Origin of the sequence: Streptomyces sp. NPDC087844, from assembly GCF_044742785.1 — a bacterium.
Lineage (GTDB): Bacteria > Actinomycetota > Actinomycetes > Streptomycetales > Streptomycetaceae > Streptomyces.
In genome coordinates, this window is the sequence record NZ_JBIUVD010000002.1 from 499,172 (window position 1) to 515,823 (window position 16,652).

14 protein-coding genes are annotated in these 16,652 nt (G+C 71.5%); 10 read left to right on the forward strand and 4 right to left on the reverse strand.

Annotation, left to right across the window (positions count from 1 at the left end):
* The first annotated feature begins 18 nt into the window (after nucleotides 1-18).
* Nucleotides 19-942 (forward strand): lysostaphin resistance A-like protein, encoded by a 924-nt coding sequence (locus tag ACIOKD_RS05835; protein WP_402078682.1) that lies wholly within the window; start codon nucleotides 19-21, stop codon nucleotides 940-942.
* Nucleotides 943-1,088: 146 nt separating this feature from the next.
* Here the strand turns inward: ACIOKD_RS05835 and ACIOKD_RS05840 are convergent, their stop codons facing one another.
* From ACIOKD_RS05840 to ACIOKD_RS05850, 3 genes are read right to left on the reverse strand one after another with little or no spacing between them, the layout of a single operon-like run.
* Nucleotides 1,089-1,751 carry a response regulator gene (locus ACIOKD_RS05840; RefSeq protein WP_402079228.1) on the reverse strand — a complete coding sequence of 221 codons (663 nt, stop codon included), beginning with the start codon at nucleotides 1,749-1,751 and terminating at the stop codon, nucleotides 1,089-1,091.
* Between the two features lie 20 nt (nucleotides 1,752-1,771).
* Entirely contained in the window at nucleotides 1,772-3,004 is a 1,233-nt protein-coding gene (locus ACIOKD_RS05845) for a sensor histidine kinase (RefSeq protein ID WP_402079231.1), read from the reverse strand.
* A 5-nt stretch (nucleotides 3,005-3,009) separates the two neighbouring features.
* The gene (locus ACIOKD_RS05850; RefSeq protein WP_402078685.1) at nucleotides 3,010-3,846 is read right to left on the reverse strand and encodes a lysostaphin resistance A-like protein; all 837 of its coding nucleotides are present in this window, start codon (nucleotides 3,844-3,846) and stop codon (nucleotides 3,010-3,012) included.
* A 231-nt stretch (nucleotides 3,847-4,077) separates the two neighbouring features.
* Here ACIOKD_RS05850 and ACIOKD_RS05855 point away from each other — a divergent pair, with 231 nt between their 5' ends.
* The 3 genes from ACIOKD_RS05855 to ACIOKD_RS05865 all read left to right on the forward strand — a co-directional run bounded on the left by ACIOKD_RS05855 (nucleotide 4,078) and on the right by ACIOKD_RS05865 (nucleotide 9,317).
* On the forward strand, nucleotides 4,078-4,692 hold the full coding sequence (locus tag ACIOKD_RS05855; protein ID WP_402078688.1) for a rhomboid family intramembrane serine protease: 615 nt from the start codon (nucleotides 4,078-4,080) through the stop codon (nucleotides 4,690-4,692).
* A 425-nt stretch (nucleotides 4,693-5,117) separates the two neighbouring features.
* A complete protein-coding gene (locus tag ACIOKD_RS05860) occupies nucleotides 5,118-6,944 on the forward strand; it encodes a helix-turn-helix domain-containing protein (RefSeq protein ID WP_402078691.1) in 1,827 nt (608 codons plus the stop codon).
* 138 nt (nucleotides 6,945-7,082) lie between these two features.
* The gene (locus tag ACIOKD_RS05865) at nucleotides 7,083-9,317 is read left to right on the forward strand and encodes a DEAD/DEAH box helicase (RefSeq protein ID WP_402078693.1); all 2,235 of its coding nucleotides are present in this window, start codon (nucleotides 7,083-7,085) and stop codon (nucleotides 9,315-9,317) included.
* 175 nt (nucleotides 9,318-9,492) lie between these two features.
* Here the strand turns inward: ACIOKD_RS05865 and ACIOKD_RS05870 are convergent, their stop codons facing one another.
* A complete protein-coding gene (locus ACIOKD_RS05870; protein ID WP_402078696.1) occupies nucleotides 9,493-10,605 on the reverse strand; it encodes a threonine synthase in 1,113 nt (370 codons plus the stop codon).
* Nucleotides 10,606-10,889: 284 nt separating this feature from the next.
* Here ACIOKD_RS05870 and ACIOKD_RS05875 point away from each other — a divergent pair, with 284 nt between their 5' ends.
* The 6 genes from ACIOKD_RS05875 (at nucleotide 10,890) to ACIOKD_RS05900 (ending at nucleotide 16,598) form a co-directional block, all read left to right on the forward strand.
* Nucleotides 10,890-12,479 (forward strand): S8 family peptidase, encoded by a 1,590-nt coding sequence (locus ACIOKD_RS05875; RefSeq protein ID WP_402078698.1) that lies wholly within the window; start codon nucleotides 10,890-10,892, stop codon nucleotides 12,477-12,479.
* Nucleotides 12,480-12,752: 273 nt separating this feature from the next.
* A complete protein-coding gene (locus ACIOKD_RS05880) occupies nucleotides 12,753-13,961 on the forward strand; it encodes a DUF4190 domain-containing protein (RefSeq protein WP_402078701.1) in 1,209 nt (402 codons plus the stop codon).
* A gap of 146 nt (nucleotides 13,962-14,107) precedes the next feature.
* Entirely contained in the window at nucleotides 14,108-14,860 is a 753-nt protein-coding gene (locus ACIOKD_RS05885; protein WP_402078704.1) for a GntR family transcriptional regulator, read from the forward strand.
* 344 nt (nucleotides 14,861-15,204) lie between these two features.
* A complete protein-coding gene (locus ACIOKD_RS05890; protein WP_402078709.1) occupies nucleotides 15,205-15,387 on the forward strand; it encodes an SPOR domain-containing protein in 183 nt (60 codons plus the stop codon).
* 56 nt (nucleotides 15,388-15,443) lie between these two features.
* The gene (locus tag ACIOKD_RS05895; RefSeq protein ID WP_402078712.1) at nucleotides 15,444-15,908 is read left to right on the forward strand and encodes a (deoxy)nucleoside triphosphate pyrophosphohydrolase; all 465 of its coding nucleotides are present in this window, start codon (nucleotides 15,444-15,446) and stop codon (nucleotides 15,906-15,908) included.
* Between the two features lie 291 nt (nucleotides 15,909-16,199).
* Nucleotides 16,200-16,598: an ATP-binding protein gene (locus tag ACIOKD_RS05900; RefSeq protein ID WP_402078715.1), complete on the forward strand. Its 399-nt coding sequence runs from the start codon at nucleotides 16,200-16,202 to the stop codon at nucleotides 16,596-16,598.
* Nucleotides 16,599-16,652 lie beyond the last annotated feature (54 nt).

The window sequence follows — 16,652 nt, forward strand, 5'->3', positions numbered from 1 at the left end:
CGAGGAGGGGAAGATCTGATGTCGCTCTGGAACACGCGGGCCGTGCGGTGGGTCAAGCACCAGTACGCGCAGTCGCACGTCGAGCCCACACGCCGGGTATGGCCGGCCGGGGTGCGGCTGGCGGCGATGGTGGTGCTGTTCGTCCTGGTGACGGGCCTCGCCGCGGGGATGAGGAGCGTGGCGGGTGACAACCCGGTGCTGTCCCTGCTGTTCGGCGCGGCAGCCGCGGTGATCGCCCTGACGGTCTACGCGGCGGCGGTACGGTTCCTCGAACAGCGCCCCGCGACCGAGCTGGACACCACCGCCGCCGGGCCCGGCCTGCGCGTCGGCGTCGCCGTCGGCCTCGGACTCTTCGTCGCGACGCTCGCGCTGATCGCCCTGTTCGGCGGATACGGCACGAAGGGCGGGGTGTCCGTCGGCGGCGCCCTGACCGTTCTCGGGATGATGGCCGGGGTCGCGGTCGTCGAGGAACTCCTCTTCCGCGGCATCGTCTTCCGCCTCGTCGAGGAACTCACCGGTACGCGGGGCGCGATGGTGGTCTCGGGCGTGCTGTTCGGAGGCCTGCACCTGGTCAACCCCGGTGCCACCGTGTGGGGCGCGCTGGCCATCGCCATCGAGGCCGGCCTGATGCTCGGCGCCGTCTACGCGGCCACCCGCACCCTGTGGATGCCGATCGGCCTGCACTTCGGCTGGAACTTCGCTCTGAGCGGCATCTTCGGCGTCACGGTCTCCGGCAACGACGACATGCCCACCGGCCTGCTCCGCGGTGTGCTGTCCGGTCCCGAGGCGATCACCGGCGGTGACTTCGGCCCGGAGGCCGGCATCTTCGCCATCCTGGTCTGCACCGTCCCCACGGTCGTGTTCCTGCGCATGGCCAAGCGCCGGGGCCGCCTCCACCCCCGCCGCCGGCTCCGGTCCGCGGGGACGCCCGCCTCGTCCTGACCACCGGCCGGGGCCAGGACAACCGGCCCCGCCGGACGAAGAGCGCCTGCGGAATCCGGAAGTCGGTAGGTGCTCCTGCCTCTGGGCGTCCGAATCTGGCGTCCGGGTCTGGCGTCCGGGTTGGGAGTCCGGTCCGGGCGTTCGGGTCAGGTCACCAGTCCCTGGCGGTACGCGTACACCACCGCCTGGACCCGGTCGCGCAGATTGAGCTTCGCGAGGATGCGGGAGACGAAGGTCTTGACCGTCTCGGGGCTGATCACGAGGGTCGCGGCGATCTCGCTGTTGGAGAAGCCGTTCGCGATGAGGCGCAGGACCTGCAACTCGCGGGGCGTCAGCGGGATGTCGTGCGCGGTGCCGCTGTCGACGGGGCGGATGCGGGCGGCGTAACGGCCCACGAGACGGCGTGTCACCTCGGGGTCCAGCAGGGCCGCGCCCGCACCCACGATCCTGATCCCGTGCAGGAGTTGGGCCGGCGGCGCGTCCTTGAGCAGGAAACCGCTCGCCCCCGCGCGCAGCGCCTCGTACACGTACTCGTCGAGGTTGAACGTGGTCACCACGAGCACCTTGACGGGGTGCGGCACCCCGGCGCCGGCCAGCAGGCGGGTGGCCTCGATGCCGTCGAGCACCGGCATGCGTACGTCCATCACCACGACGTCCGGGCGCACCCGGGCGACGAGGTCGACCGCGGCCTGCCCGTCCCCGCACTCGCCCACCACCTCCAGGTCGGGCTGGGCGTCGATGATCGTCACCAGGCCGGTGCGGATCAGCACCTGGTCGTCGCAGACCAGGACCCGGATCGGCGCGGTCACGGGCGCGGTCACGGGCGCGGTCACGAAGGGCTCCCGGCGGGTATGCGCGCCCGTACGACGAAGCCGCCGGCCGTCCGCCGGCCCGCGCTGAAGTCGCCGCCCAGGACGTCCACCCGCTCGCGGAGGCCGGCGAGGCCCCGCCCGCTCCCGCCCGGGGACCCGGCCCCCGAGCCGGTGCCGTCCGTACTGACCTCCACGGTGATCTCCCTTTCGGCGTGCCGTACCCGAACCGCGGTCCGGCTGCCGTGAGCGTATTTGAGGGCGTTGGTCAGGGCCTCCTGCACGACCCGGTAGGCCACGAGTTCGGCGCTGCCGGTCGACTGCGCCGGGGTGCCCTCCTCGGCGAACTCCACCGGCTGCCCGGCCCGCCGCGTCTGTTCCACGAGCGTGAGTAGCCTGCCACCGGAAGGCGTCCGCGGCTCGGTGGCCCGGCCGGTCGCCTCACCTGCCCCCCGGTCGGTGCCGTGGCCCGTGCCGTGGTCGGGGTTGAGCAGGTCGAGCAGGTGCCGCAGATCGGCGATGGCCCGCCGGCCGGTGTCCGTGACGGCGGTCAGGGACTGGTCCAGGCGGTCGGGCGAGGCGGTGAGATAGCGCGCCGCCTCGGCCTGCACGACCATCGCCGTCACATGATGGGTCACGACGTCGTGCAACTCCCGGGCGATACGGGTGCGTTCGGTGGTCCGGGTGTCCTCGGCGATACGGAGCCGGTGCTCGGCGTCCGCGACCCGGGTCGAGCGCAGCCACGCCCCGATGCCCCACGCCAGGACCATCGCCAGATAGAAGGTGACGAGTTCGCTCGGTGGCTCTCCCGGATCGAGCCGGGCGAACGCGACCGCCACCGGCACGTACGCCACGGAGAAGACGATCGCGACGGTACGCCGGTGCCGTTCCAGGTGGGCCCCCACGCTCAGCAGCGCGATCGGCAGCGCGGTGCCCGCGAACGAGTGGTAGCCGCGGAGTTGGTCCACGGCGAACCCCACCGACACCAGGGCGAGGCAGACGGCCGGCCAGCGGCGGCGCACGGCGAGCGGCAGGCTCTGGAGGGCGATCACCAGGAGGGCCAGGGCGTCGAGGGGACGGGTCGGCAGGCCGCCGATCTGCGTTCCGTGGGACTCCGGCAGGAACGAGGCGGCGAGAAACAGCAGCCCGAGCGGAAGGTCCCGGACGGTGACATCGGATCGTCGCCACCACTGCGGGGCCCGCCGCCGGATCAAGGCGGGCCACCGCTCAAGGGCCCGCCGCGGTCCGACCATCCCGATCACCGGGGGAGTTTAGCGGTGGCATCGGCGCGTTCGGTACGCCTGTGACGCGGCACCACACGCCCGCGCCGGTGGGCCAGCCACATGAACGCGATCGTCGCCAGCACGCAGAACAGCACCGAGTACACACTTCCCTCCGGCCCGAAGTCGCCGCCGGTGAGCAGCGAGGGGCCCGACATCGAGGAGTCCAGCAGCCCCGGAGGGGTGTCGTTGCCCGAGACCTCGGTACCGAAGAGGCCGGACGCGGCGAAGTTCCAGCCGAAGTGCAGGCCGATGGGCAGCCACAGCGAGCGGGTGGCGACGTACGCGGCGGTGAGCATGCCGCCCGCCTCGACGGCGACGGCGGCGGCGCCCCACGCGGTGGCGTTCGGGTTGAGCAGGTGTGACAGGCCGAACAGGGTGCCGGTCAGCACCAGTGCGATCCAGGTGCCGATGCGCTCCTCGGCAATACGGAACAGGACGCCGCGGAAGATCAGTTCCTCCGTCACCGCGGCGGCGGCCATGAAGCCGAGCAGGCCCACCGCGCCCGTCACCGAGTCGATGCCGTCGACCTCGTAGTACCCGGCGGTGAAGAGGTTGGCGATGACGGCCCCGAACAGCGCGACGCCCATCAGGGCTCCGCGGCCCAGCGTGGCGGGGGCTCCTTCCCGAGCCAGTTCGGTGACCGGGCGCCGCTCGGTCCGCCCCACCACCCACCGGTAGACGAACACCGCGAGCACGGCCGTCGGTACGCCGACGAGCAGTTGAAGCCACGGTCTGCCCTCCGCCGCCGTGACTCCCTGACCACCGACGAAAGCGACCGCGGCGACGGCCACGAGTTGCCATACGAACCTCATGAGGGCTCCTGCACCAGAGCCGCGGCCGAGCGCCGCGGGCTGTGCAGAACGCTATGGACGCGGCGGCCGGGAATCGTCACCGTCCGGTGGACACCTGCGCGTAGCTCGGACGGGGGACAGACCCGCGCGGCCGGCGGACGCGCCTTCTCCCGCCCCGCGGCGGGAACCGGCCCGTGCCCTTCGCGCGTTGGACGGTACACAGGGACCGGCAGGTGACCGACGGGGGCTTCCATGGCGTACGAGCGGCAGGGCGTGAGCCTTACCGCCCCGATGTCCCGGGGTGAGCGGGCGAGGAGCGCGGCCCTGCTGACCGCCGGCTGGGTCGCGCTGCTCTGGGTGCTCGAAGGTGTCGACGCGGTGAGCGGTCATGCCCTGGACACGTTCGGCATCACCCCGCGCGAGTTCGGCGAGCTGCGTGACGTCGTGCCCGCGGCCTTCCTGCACTTCGGCTTCGACCATCTCGCGGCGAACAGCCTGCCGCTGCTCGTCCTCGGCTTCCTCACCGCGGTGTCCGGCATCCGCCGCTTTCTCGCCGTCGTCACCGTGACGATCCTCGTCAGCGGCCTGGGCGTCTGGCTCACCGCACCCGCCGACTCCCTGACCGCGGGCGCGTCCGGCGTCGTGTTCGGCCTCTTCGGCCATCTGCTGGTACGGGGCTTCGTGGACCGCCGCATCGGTGACGTGGTCGTGGGACTCCTCGTCGGCGCGGTGTACGGCTCGATCCTGTGGGGCGTCCTGCCGACGGCGACCGGAGTCAGCTGGCAGGGGCATCTCTTCGGGCTGCTGGGCGGGGTGTTCGCGGCCTTCGCGTTCCGCCGCCCTCGGGACGCCCGAATACGCGTATAGCCGATGCATGCGCGTATACCCGGCGTACGGGCACCGGCCGCGTACGGCCCGGGTGTGCGAGCCGGTCCGGAGCGCCCCCTCGTGCGTCCCGGACCGAACGCGCCCTGCCCCGACTCCAGGTTGGACAGGACGTCGCCGACGAGCCTCTTCCCCCAAAGAGCGCCCGTCGGCGACGAACTCGTGCGGCCCGTCCGGGCAGACCGCACCTGCGCGGGTCACCGGCACCCTGCGACAAGGCCGGGGCGACGCCGTGCGGACACGTTGGTGCCGCGCGGTGGCCAGTGCTCCTGTCTGCCGGTGACCAAGCCCTTGCTCCCGATAGGCTCCGCACGGACAGGTTCGTGCATATCCGCGGTGATGTGGAGTGGTCTGCTGTTGCCAGCGCGTGTTTGGCAACACGGGGCGGGCAGCGGACTGTTGGGGGGATGACGATCGAGGACAACGCCTTGGGTGCCGAACTGCGCCGCCGCCGCGTCGCAGCAGGACTGTCGCTCAGTGAACTGGCCCACAAGGTGCACTGCAGCCGCAGTTTCCTGAGCCGGGTCGAGACCGGTCAGCGACGGGCGTCCGTGGAGCTGGCACAGCTGTGTGAGCAGGTGCTGGACGCCAGGGGGGCGTTGACCGCTCTGGCCCCACCGAGCCTCGACTCCTTACCGAGGCCGGTCGGGACCGGGTCCGGAAGACGGGCGGCCAAACCGGCCGGAGGCGGCGCACTCCGGGCCGGCGCCCAGCGGAACCACGAGTTCGACCGGCTGCTCAGACGCGGCGACCTGAGCCACACCACCGGTGACATGCGGGAGGCCGACCGTCTCTACCGGGCCGCGCTCCACGGTGCCGCGGGGGACCCCCGGGCACAGGCCGAGGCCGTGATCCGGATGGCCCGGCGCTGGTCGGACCCCGGACAGGTCGACCACGAACTGCTGCATCTGATCAGGAACAGTCTGGCCGAGTTACAGGGCGACGGCGGGGCCGAGGCCGTGGGCCTGCGGCTGCGCCTCACCGCACACCTGGCGAAGAAGGTGTCTATGGCGGTCAGCGAGGACACCGCGACCGGCCGGGTGGGCCCCGAGGAAGGGGCCGGACTCGCCGACGACACACTGAGCCGATTATCGGCGGACGGCAGGGACGGCAGGGACGGCAGGGACGGCAGAGACGGCAGAGACGGCAGCGGCGCTCGGGACGACGAGGTGCGCTGTGAAGTGCTCACCGAATGCCGCTGGGCGCGCTACGACTTCACACCGGCGGCCGACGCCCTGGCGCTGTCCCGGCAACTGCACGACGCCGCGGTCCGGCTCGACTCCCCCTACTTCCACGGCGAGGCGCTCATGGCCCTCGTCATCGACCAGTTGCGCACCGGCAGGGTCTACAGCGCGCTGGCCACCGCGAGCCAGTACCGCAAGTACGCCGCCGACACCCGCAGCGTCCTCGCCACCTGGCAGCGGCACACCCTGGACGCCCTGCTCGACCTGTGGCACGGCAGGTTCGACGCGGCGGCCGACTGGATCCTCGGCGAGGCGCCGAAGTACATCGAGTCACTGCACGCCGATCTCGCGGTCCCCGCCGACACCCTGCGCCAGACCCGCGTGGGCCAGGCCTTCTGGCTGCTGCGCGAACAGGGCCGGATGGCGGAGCTGTTCACCTCGGACCTGGCCGAGGACGTCGAACGGCACGCCTACTTCCCCATCTGGCGGGCCGGCCTCGCACTCGCCCTCTGCGAGACCGGGCAGCACGCCGAGGCGGCGGACCTGCTGGTGGGCTTCGCCGCCGACACCGTCGCCTTCAGCCGGTTCCCGCCCTCCGGCTGGGCGGTGCCCACCCTCGTCGTACTCGCCGAGGCCTGCGCGGCCCTGGACATCCAGGGCGGCTACGAGAGCCGGCTGAGGGAGCTTCTGCCGGGACTGCGCGAGCGGTTGGCGCCGCACGACGGACAGCAGATCGCGCTCGCCGGCTGGCCCACCGTGCTGGTCGGCTCGACCGCGCGGGCCCGTGGTCTGCTGGCACTGGCCGCGGGGGAGCCGGAAACCGCACTCGGCCACTTCCGGCAGGGCGCCGTACCCGCCCGTTCGTCGCAGCCGGAACTCGCCAGGCTCCGGCTGGCCCGGGCCCGTGCGCTGCGCGGCGTCGGCGGCGCCGGCAACGAGGCCGAGGCGCGGAGCCTTCTGCAGGAGGCCCTGCGCAGCGCACGGGCCTACGGCATGGCGGGACTCGCGGCACAGTGCGGGCGGCTCCTGGAGAACCCCGGCCGGGACTGACCGCGCGTTCGCGGCCGGCCCGTGCGGTGCAGGGGCCGCGCAATTCACGGCCCAGCCCGGTTCACGGTCCGGCTCGGTTGTCGGACCCCCGTGCAAGGATGACCGCTCGATCGGGGTCAGCGGGGTATGAGGGGCGTCATGGCGGAGGGTGAGAGGGCTGTCGGCAGTCCCGTGGCGGCGGGGCGCAAGGCGCGGGAGGTCCTCGCGCGGGGCGAGCGGCTGGGCGGGCTCGTACGGAACGTGCTCGCCGACCACGTCCGGGCGGTGGAGCAGGTACGGGCCGCCCTCGCCCCTCTCCTCGCCGAGCTGGTCGCCCAGGAACTGGAGGGCATCCCCGTCTCCCGGCTGAAGGACGTCACCGAGGGGCGGCTGCGGCTCGGGGCCCTGGAGAGCGCCGGATTCGGCAGCGTACGCCCGGTGTTCGAGGCGAGTCGGTACGAACTGCGGCAGATTCCGGGAGTCGGCGCGCAGACCGCCGACCAGGCGCTCGCCGCCGCCCGGCAGATCGCCCGCGCCCTGGAAGAGACCGTGTCCGTACGGATCGACGTGGACCACCCGGAGCCGCGGACCACCGCCCTCGTCATCGCGCTGCGGCGGATCGTCGAGGCGGGGCCCGACCTGCGCAGGGCCGTGGACGCGGCCCGGGGACTGCAGCGACAGCTCGCGGCCCTCCTTCCGGCGGCGCGGCCGGCCGGCGGACGTCTGCGGATGGCGCTGATGGGCAGGGCAGGGCGGGAGAGCGTACTCGCGGCGGTGGCCGAGCTGCGCACGCTCGTCGCCGAAGCCGTCTCCAAGGGCGTACCGATGCTGCTCACCCAGGCCTCCACCGACCTGCTGCGGGAGTCCTCGTCCGACGCCGGGGCGTGGGTGGACTTCGAGCTGCGGTCCGCGGAGTACTACAGCCAGCTCGCCGAGATCGCCGGCAGCGCGCCCGACGTCGAGGCGTCCGAGGGCTTTCTGCCGGCGGAGGTCGCCGACCGGGTGCACGCTCAGGGGCTCGACGACACCCACCGCCGGGTCTCGTTGCGCGGCTACCAGTCCTTCGGCGCGCGGTTCGCGCTGGCCCAGCGGCGGGTGGTCCTCGGCGACGAGATGGGGCTCGGCAAGACCATCCAGGCCATCGCGGTCCTCGCGCACCTCGCCGCCGACGGGCACCGGCACTTCCTGGTGGTGTGCCCGGCGAGCGTGCTGATCAACTGGACGCGGGAGATCGGCGCCCGCAGCACCCTGCGCGCGGTGCCCGTGCACGGCCCGGAACGGCTGGACGCGTACGCCGAGTGGCGTGAGCGCGGTGGGGTCGCCGTCACCACCTTCGACGTGCTGCACAGCCTGCCGGATCCGAAGAAGGCCGAGAAGAACCCGCTGGACGCGCCCGCCGCGCTCGTCGTCGACGAGGCCCACTACGTGAAGAATCCCGAGGCCCGCCGCTCCCGTGCCGTCGCGCGCTGGACCGACCGCTGCGAGCGCGTCCTGTTTCTCACGGGTACGCCCATGGAGAACCGCGTGGAGGAGTTCCGTACGCTCGTCCGCTACCTCCAGCCCGACCTGGTGCCGAGGATCCAGGGCAGTGACGCCGTCGCGGGGCCGCACACGTTCCGCAGGTCCGTCGCCCCCGCCTATCTGCGGCGCAACCAGCAGGACGTGCTGACCGAACTGCCCGCGCTGGTGCAGGTCGACGAATGGGAGGAGTTCAGCGCGGCCGACGAGGACGCTTACCGGGAGGCGGTCGCCGCGGGGAATTTCATGGCGATGCGCAGGGCCGCGTACGCGCACGCGGAGAAGTCGGCGAAGCTTCAGCGATTGCGTGAGCTGGTGACCGAGGCGGCCGCGAACGAAATGAAGGTGGTCGTCTTCTCGTACTTCCGTGACGTGCTCGCCGCTGTGCAGCAGGCTCTGGGAGGTGTTGGCGTCGGCGCGGGCGCAGGAGCCGGCGTTGTGCTGGGGCCGCTCGCCGGGGGTGTGCCGGCGGTGCGTCGGCAGCAGCTCGTCGACGAGTTCACGGACGCGGCCGGGCACGCGGTGCTGCTCTGTCAGATCGAGGCGGGCGGGATCGGGCTCAATCTGCAGGCCGCGTCCGTGGTGATTCTGTGTGAACCGCAGGTCAAGCCGACGCTGGAGCATCAGGCTGTCGCGCGGGCGCATCGGATGGGGCAGGTGCGGTCGGTTCAGGTGCATCGGTTGCTCGCGACGGACAGTGTGGACGATCGGTTGTTGCGAATTCTTGAGAGCAAGGCGCGGCTTTTCGATGCGTACGCCCGGCGTAGTGATGTGGCTGAGGCTTCGCCTGATGCGGTTGATGTGTCTGACGGGGCGATAGCTCGGCGGATAGTGGAGGAGGAGCAGGAGCGGTTGGCTTTTGCGCCCCGCGCTTGAGGGGGTGCGCCGTTTTCGGCGCCCTGAAGATTGCGCCGTTCCCCGCGCCCCTCAAGACAAAAGACTGCGCCGTTCCCCGCGCCCCTTAAAGGCGAAAGGCGAAAGGCGAAAGACTGCGCCGTTCCCCGCGCCCCTGGAGGGCGAAAGGCGAAAGATTGCGCCGTTCTCCGTGTCCCTAAGTGGCGGGGGTTGCCGGGCCTGATTTCAGGCCTGCGCCGCATAGGGGGATTACTGCTGTGCGGGGGCCCAGGGCGCCTTCTCGGGCCGCTGCCCAGCACGCGGCCCCTGTCGATTCCACGTACAGGCCCTGGGAGGCCAGGTCGGTCTGGGCGTGGCGGATCTGGTCCTCCGTCACGGTGAGGAACGTGCCGCCCGACTCGCGTGCCGCCCGCAGGATCTGGCGGGCCCTCGGCGGGCGGGGGATCGCGATGCCCTCGGCGAACGTGGGGGCGGCCGGGGTGACCCCGACCAGGTCGTCCGCCCCGTCGTGCCAGGCGCGGGCGAGCGGGGCGACCGCGGCGGACTGGACCGCGTACAGCGCGGGTCTGCGGTCGATCAGACCCGCCGCGTGCAGTTCGGCGACGGCGAGTGCCGCGCCGAGCAGGAGCGTGCCGTTCCCGACGGGTACGACCAGCACCTCGGGGAGCCGTCCGCCGAGCTCCTCCCACACCTCGTGGACGTACGTCTTCGTGCCGTGCAGGAAGTACGGGTTGAAGACGTGCGAGGCGTAGAACGTGCCCTCCTCGTCCGCCGCCTTCCGGGCCGCCCACGCGGTCGCCTCACGGTCGCCCGCAACCATCTCAAGCCGGGCCCCGTGCGCCGCGATCTGCTCCAGTTTCTTGGCGGACGTGCCCTCGGGGACGTACACCGTGCACGACAGCCGGGCCCGGGCGCAGTACGCGGCGACGGCCGTGCCCGCGTTGCCGCTGCTGTCCGCGACGACCCGCCGGGGCCGCAGCCGCAGGGCCAGCTCGGCGAGCATGACGGCCCCGCGGTCCTTGAAGGAGAGCGTCGGCATGAGGAAGTCCAGTTTGGCCGTGACGCCCTCCCGGAGCGGGACCAGCGGGGTGCGGCCCTCGCCCAACGACACCGAGGGGGCCGGCAGCGGCAGGCACTCCGTGTACCGCCAGAGTGAGTTCACCCTGCCCGTCAGGGATTTGAGGGTCGCGGGCGTCGGTGCGAAGTCCAGGTCGAGCGGGCCGCGGCAGACCGGGCAGCACCACGCGAGGGAGTCCGTGGGGACGCGTGTGCCGTCCACCGGGCAGAAACAATCCGGCAAGGGAGTCATCCCCGCAGGTTAGATGCCCCGCTTGATGACGGTCTGTCATGGCGGGCATATGTCAGCCCCGTTGCGTCGGCGCAGGACTCTTGTGCATTTCCTGTGGGAGCCGCAATCTTTCTGGCTGAGCGCATGGTTCGGCGTGCTGAACAAGCCGGAGTGAACCTGCCTCGGGCGCGCCCGTGCGACCCGCACCACCTTGTGAGTGCACGACCGCACCCCTCTCAGCGCCGCACCACCACTGCACCACCAGTGCACCGTCAGCGCACCACCGATCGAGGAGGATCCCTCAGATGGCAGTGATGCGTCATGCCCGGCGAAGACTTGCCGGTGGAAGATGTGCCGGTATCGCTCTCGGTATCGGCTCGGCGGCTCTTGTCGGCAGCCTCGTCTCCGCGCTCCCGGCCCAGGCCGCGGGCCCCGAAGGCTTCATCCAGTACGCGGGCGCGCCCGGCGCGATCGCGGACAGCTACATCGTGACGCTCCACGCGGACGTCGCGAAGGCCGGCTCGGCCGAGGGCAGGGCCCTGGCCCAGAAGTACGGCGCCACCGTCGAGCGTACGTACAAGAAGGCGCTGAACGGTTACGCCGTCGAGGCGAGCGCGGCCGAGGCGAAGAGGTTCGCCGCCGACCCGGCCGTCGACTCCGTCGTCCAGAACCGCGTCTTCTCGATTCTGACGACCCAGCCCAACCCGCCCTCCTGGGGCCTGGACCGTATCGACCAGGCGGCCCTGCCGCTGAACCAGAGCTACACCTACGACGACACCGCGGGCGAGGGTGTCACCGCGTACATCATCGACACCGGTGTCCGTATCAGCCACACCGACTTCGGCGGCCGGGCCTCCTACGGCTACGACGCCGTCGACAACGACAACACCGCACAGGACGGCCACGGCCACGGCACGCACGTCGCCGGCACGGTCGGCGGCACGTCGTACGGCGTCGCCAAGAAGGCGAGGATCGTCGGCGTACGGGTGCTCAACAACGCGGGCTCCGGAACCACCGCCCAGGTCGTCGCGGGCATTGACTGGGTGACGTCCAACGCCGTCAAACCGGCCGTCGCCAACATGAGCCTCGGCGGCACCGTCGACACGGCGATCGACACCGCCGTACGCAACTCCATAGCCTCCGGCATCACCTACGCCGTCGCGGCCGGCAACGAGAGCACCAACGCCTCCACCCGCTCGCCCGCCCGGGTCACCGAGGCCATCACGGTCGGCGCCACCACCAGCACCGACGCCAGGGCGAGCTACTCCAACTACGGCGCCGTCCTCGACCTCTTCGCCCCCGGCTCGTCCATCACCTCCGCCTGGGGCACGGGCGACAGCGCGACCAACACCATCTCCGGAACGTCGATGGCGACCCCGCATGTCGCCGGGGCCGCCTCGCTCTACCTGGCGGACAATCCCACCGCCGCGCCGGCCGCCGTGCAGAGCGCGCTGGTCGCCGCGGCCACGACCGGGGTCGTCACCAGTCCCGGCACCGGGTCGCCGAACCGGCTGCTGCGGGTCGGCGACGGGGGTACGCCGCCGCCGACCGGTTCGTACTTCGAGAACACGGCGGACTACGCGATCGCCGACAACTCCACCGTGAACTCGTCCGTGACGGTGAGCGGGGTCACGGGCAACGCGCCCGCGGCGCTCAGCGTGCCGGTGAACATCGTCCACACGTACATCGGTGACCTCCAGGTCCAGTTGGTCGCTCCCGACGGGACTGCCTACACGCTGAAGGCGTACGGGACGGGTGGCTCCACGGACAACATCAACACCGCGTACACGGTGAACGCGTCGGCCGAGGTCGCCAACGGGACGTGGACGTTGCGGGTGAGTGACAACGCGTCGCTCGACACGGGGTACGTCAACTCGTGGGCTCTGCAGTTCTGACCCGGGCCCCGTCTTTCCGCCCCCGCCGCCCCTACCCTTCCCGTCACTGACTCGGGGGCGCTGCCCCCGAACCCCCGGTCCTCGAACGCCGGACGGGCTGAATACGTTCCAGCCCGTCCGGCGTTCGAGGACGAGCGCGAAGCGCGACACGGGGGCGAGGGGGCGGAGCCCCCATGCGGCCGGCGGAAGAAAACGCTGTTCCGCCTCGCCCGCACCCCGCTTACCATGCGCTTTGTCGCACACGGTTCCACTCGGACGAGGAGCACAGCACAAGTGGAGATACCCCCGCCCGGGTACGGGCAGCAGCAACCGCAGGCCCCGTACCCGGGCCAGGGGCCGTACCCGCCGCAGGGACCCGCCCCGTACGGGTATCAGCCCTGGGGGCACGGCTACTCCCCGTACAACACCCCGGCGCCCGTCAACGGCCTCGCCATCTCCGCGCTGGTGCTCGGCGTCCTCTGCTTCCTGCCGCTGGTCGGGCTGGTTCTCGGGCTCGTCGCGCTGGGGCAGATCAAGAGGAAGGGCGAACGCGGCAAGGGCATGGCGATCGCCGGGATCGTCCTGTCCGGCCTCGGCACCGCGATCCTCGCGCTCGCGCTCGCCACCGGCGGCGCGGCCGGTTTCTGGGAGGGCTTCAAGGAAGGCGCGCGCGACGCGGGTGGCAGCGGCGCCGTCTTCTCGCTGGAGAAGGGCCAGTGCTTCGACACGCAGGGCGGTTCCCTGGAGGGCATGGCCTACGACGTCGACACGGTGCCCTGCGAGGGTGAGCACGACGGAGAGGTCTTCGCGAACTTCCCGATGCAGGACGGCGGGTACCCGGGCGACGACGCCGTCACCGAGGCCGCCGACGACAAGTGCTACTCGCTCCAGTACGCCTACGCGATGGACTCCTGGGCCGTCCCGGACGACGTCGACATCTACTACTTCACGCCCACGCGCGACAGCTGGGGCTTCGGGGACCGCGAGATCAGCTGCGTCTTCGGCAACATGGACGAGAAGAGCACCCTGACCGGCTCCCTGCGCCAGGACGCGACGACCCTCGACGCCGACCAGGTCGCCTACCTGGAGGCGGCGGAGGTCCTCAACGAGGCGATGGACTCGGCGCCCGAGGAGGAGTACGTCGAGGACGACCTGCCCGGTCACAAGGCGTGGGCGACCCGGGTCTCGGACGCTCTCACCGAGCAGGTCGGCCTGCTGCGCACGCACCAGTGGCCCGCCGACGCCGAGAAGCCGGTCGCCACACTCGCCGGGCACCTGGAGTCCGCGAAGAAGGAGTGGGCCGACGCGGCGAAGACCTCCGACGTGGACACCTTCTACGAGCACTACGGCAGGGCGCTGGACCTGACCGACGCGAAGAAGTCCGTCACGACACGCAAGGCCCTGGGGCTTGAGTCGACCCCGCCGCCCGCCTACGAGGACGGCAACGGTGAGGACGGCAGCAGCGACGACGAGGGCTCGGGAGGCGGCGGCGCCGAGGTGTGAAACCGGCTGTAGCGGAAAGAAAGTGCCTGCGTAAAGCCCCCGAAGGCCCTAAATCATCACATCGAGTGATTCTCTGGCCTTTACTTGCCTGGTACATCCCACGGTTGCCACCCTGTTGCTGTCTGTACAACCTGAGGGAGTGGCCAGTGACATTCGGTGAGCAGCCGGCGTATCTGCGCGTCGCCGGCGATCTTCGCAAGAAGATCGTCGACGGATCGCTGCCACCGCACACCAGACTCCCGTCGCAGGCCAGAATCCGCGAGGAGTACGGGGTCTCCGACACGGTCGCCCTGGAGGCCCGCAAGGTGCTGATGGCCGAGGGGCTGGTCGAGGGCCGCTCCGGGTCCGGTACGTATGTGCGCGCGCGCCCGGTGCCCCGCCGTGTCGCCCGCTCCGGATACCGCGCGGACAGCGGCTCGACCCCGTTCCGCCAGGAGCAGGCCGACCCGGCCGCGCGCGGTACGTGGGAGTCGCACAGCGCGCAGACGGAGGCGAGCGTCGCCGTCGCCGAGCGGCTCGGCGTCGAGGCCGGCGAGCGGGTGATGTGCACGAAGTACGTCTTCCGGGACGCGGGCGAGGCGATGATGCTCTCCACCTCCTGGGAGCCCCTCGCCGTCACGGGCCGCACTCCGGTGATGCTCCCCGAGGAGGGGCCCCTCGGCGGGATGGGCGTGGTCGAGCGCATGGCCGCCATCGACGTGGTCGTGGACAACGTCACGGAGGAGGTGGGCGCCCGGCCCGGCCTCGCCGAGGAGTTGTCGGCGCTGGGCGGAGTGCCGGGCCATGTCGTGCTCGTCATCCAGCGCACGTACTACGCGTCGGGCCGCCCGGTCGAGACGGCGGACGTGGTCGTGCCGGCGGACCGGTACCGGATCGCCTACCACCTGCCGGTGAAGTAGGTCCTGCCGTCAGCCGTCAGCCGTCAGCCGTCAGCCGTCAGCCGTCAGCCGTCAGCCGTCCGTCGGGCGGTCCGCCGGTGCAATCCGGTCGTTCTGACGGCGGGGCCGGGGCCGGTCCGCGCCCCGTCGGCGGGGCGCATCGGGGGTGGCAGGGGGTGTCAGGGGGCGTATCCACGAGGATGTGCCCTTTCCGTGCTGGCCGGTTGCTTACGCCGTGCGTACCTCTTTGTGTAAAGCCGTATTCGCTGCGTGAAGGTTAGGCGTAGGCTCCGGCATATGCGGATTGCGGTTTCCTTATGGAACGGCGCTGAGCGCGAACCGGGGGCGGGGAGTGGAGGGACGCGATGAACGACGGCACGATCACACTTCCCTGGCTCGTCGTCCGACAGGACGACAACGGCAATCGCTATCGCGTCGGCAGGTACGCGACCAGGGCCGAGGCCCAGAAGATCGCGGACAGCCTCGACGACCGGGGGCACAAGCAGCTGTACTGGGTCGAGCGCATCGCGCAGAACGGCGCCAGGTGACGGCCGCCGGGTGATCGGCGCCTGACGGTTCCCGCAGCTCCCGTAGGCTCCCGCGCATGACCGAACTGATCGTGGTGGTGGGGGCCGCCGTGCTGAGTGACGGGCGCCTGCTCGCCGCGCGTCGCAGTGCGCCTGTGGAGTTGGCCGGGCGCTGGGAGCTTCCCGGGGGGAAGGTCGAACCCGGGGAGAGCCCTGAGCGGGCGCTGGTGCGGGAGCTCCGGGAGGAGCTGGGGGTCGAGGCGGAACTGGTGGGGCGGGTACCGGGGGAGTATGCCCTGCGGTCGCCTCATGTGCTGCGGGTGTGGACGGTTCGCCTGCTGCCCGGTTCGCCTGAGCCCCTCGCCCTCCAGGACCACGACGAGCTGCGCTGGTTGACTGCGGACGAGTTGTGGCACGTCGACTGGTTGGACCAGGACGTGCCGGCTGTCGCCGAGGTCGCGCGGGTGGTGTGGGGTGTCACCTACTCAGGGGCTCCGCCCCCGAACCCCCGCTCCTTAAACGCCGGAAGGGCTGTCGGTTAGCCCGTCCGGCGTGTGAGGACGAGCGCGCAGCGCGATTGCGGGGGTATGGGGGCGGCAGCCCCATAAGCGGGAGCCGTGGCACAGAACAACGTCGTGCGGGGGTGCGATACGCGCGTCGTACGTGGGACGCTCGCTCTCGCGGGGCGCGTGTGGAGAGTGATGCGGGCTCGGAGTACGCCGTTCGTGGCACGGCACGCCCTCACACACGGTACTTCGCCCGGGATATCGGGTATGTGCCCATTAACCCCGTGAAACCGGACACGGTCCGCTGCAGGCCTGGGAGTGAGCTGCGTGATTCACGCCGAGGGCGATGTCGCCGAGTGGACCTTCCCTGCGGAGCCTGGCGCCGTCGGAACCGCCCGTGCCGTGGTCCGCGGCCAACTGCGCGCCTGGGGCCTCGATCCCCTGAGTGATGTGACGGCGTTGCTGGTCAGCGAGCTGGTGACCAACTCCCTGCGGCATGCGACCGGCCCCATCGGCGTCCGCCTCGTACGTCCCTCGGGTCTGCTGGGCGCCCTGCTGGTGGAGGTTTCCGACCCGCTGCCCGACCCGCCCCGGCAGCGCTCCGCCCAGCCCGACGACGAGACCGGTAGAGGGCTCCAGCTGGTGGCGGACTCCGCGCGCCGCTGGGGCACCAGACCAGGCGAAACGGGTAAGACGGTGTGGTTCGAGCTGGCCCTCCCCGGCTGATCGCCCGCTCTTCGGTGAGGTCCGCGAGCGGTCCGGCCCGTCTCGGCCACAGAG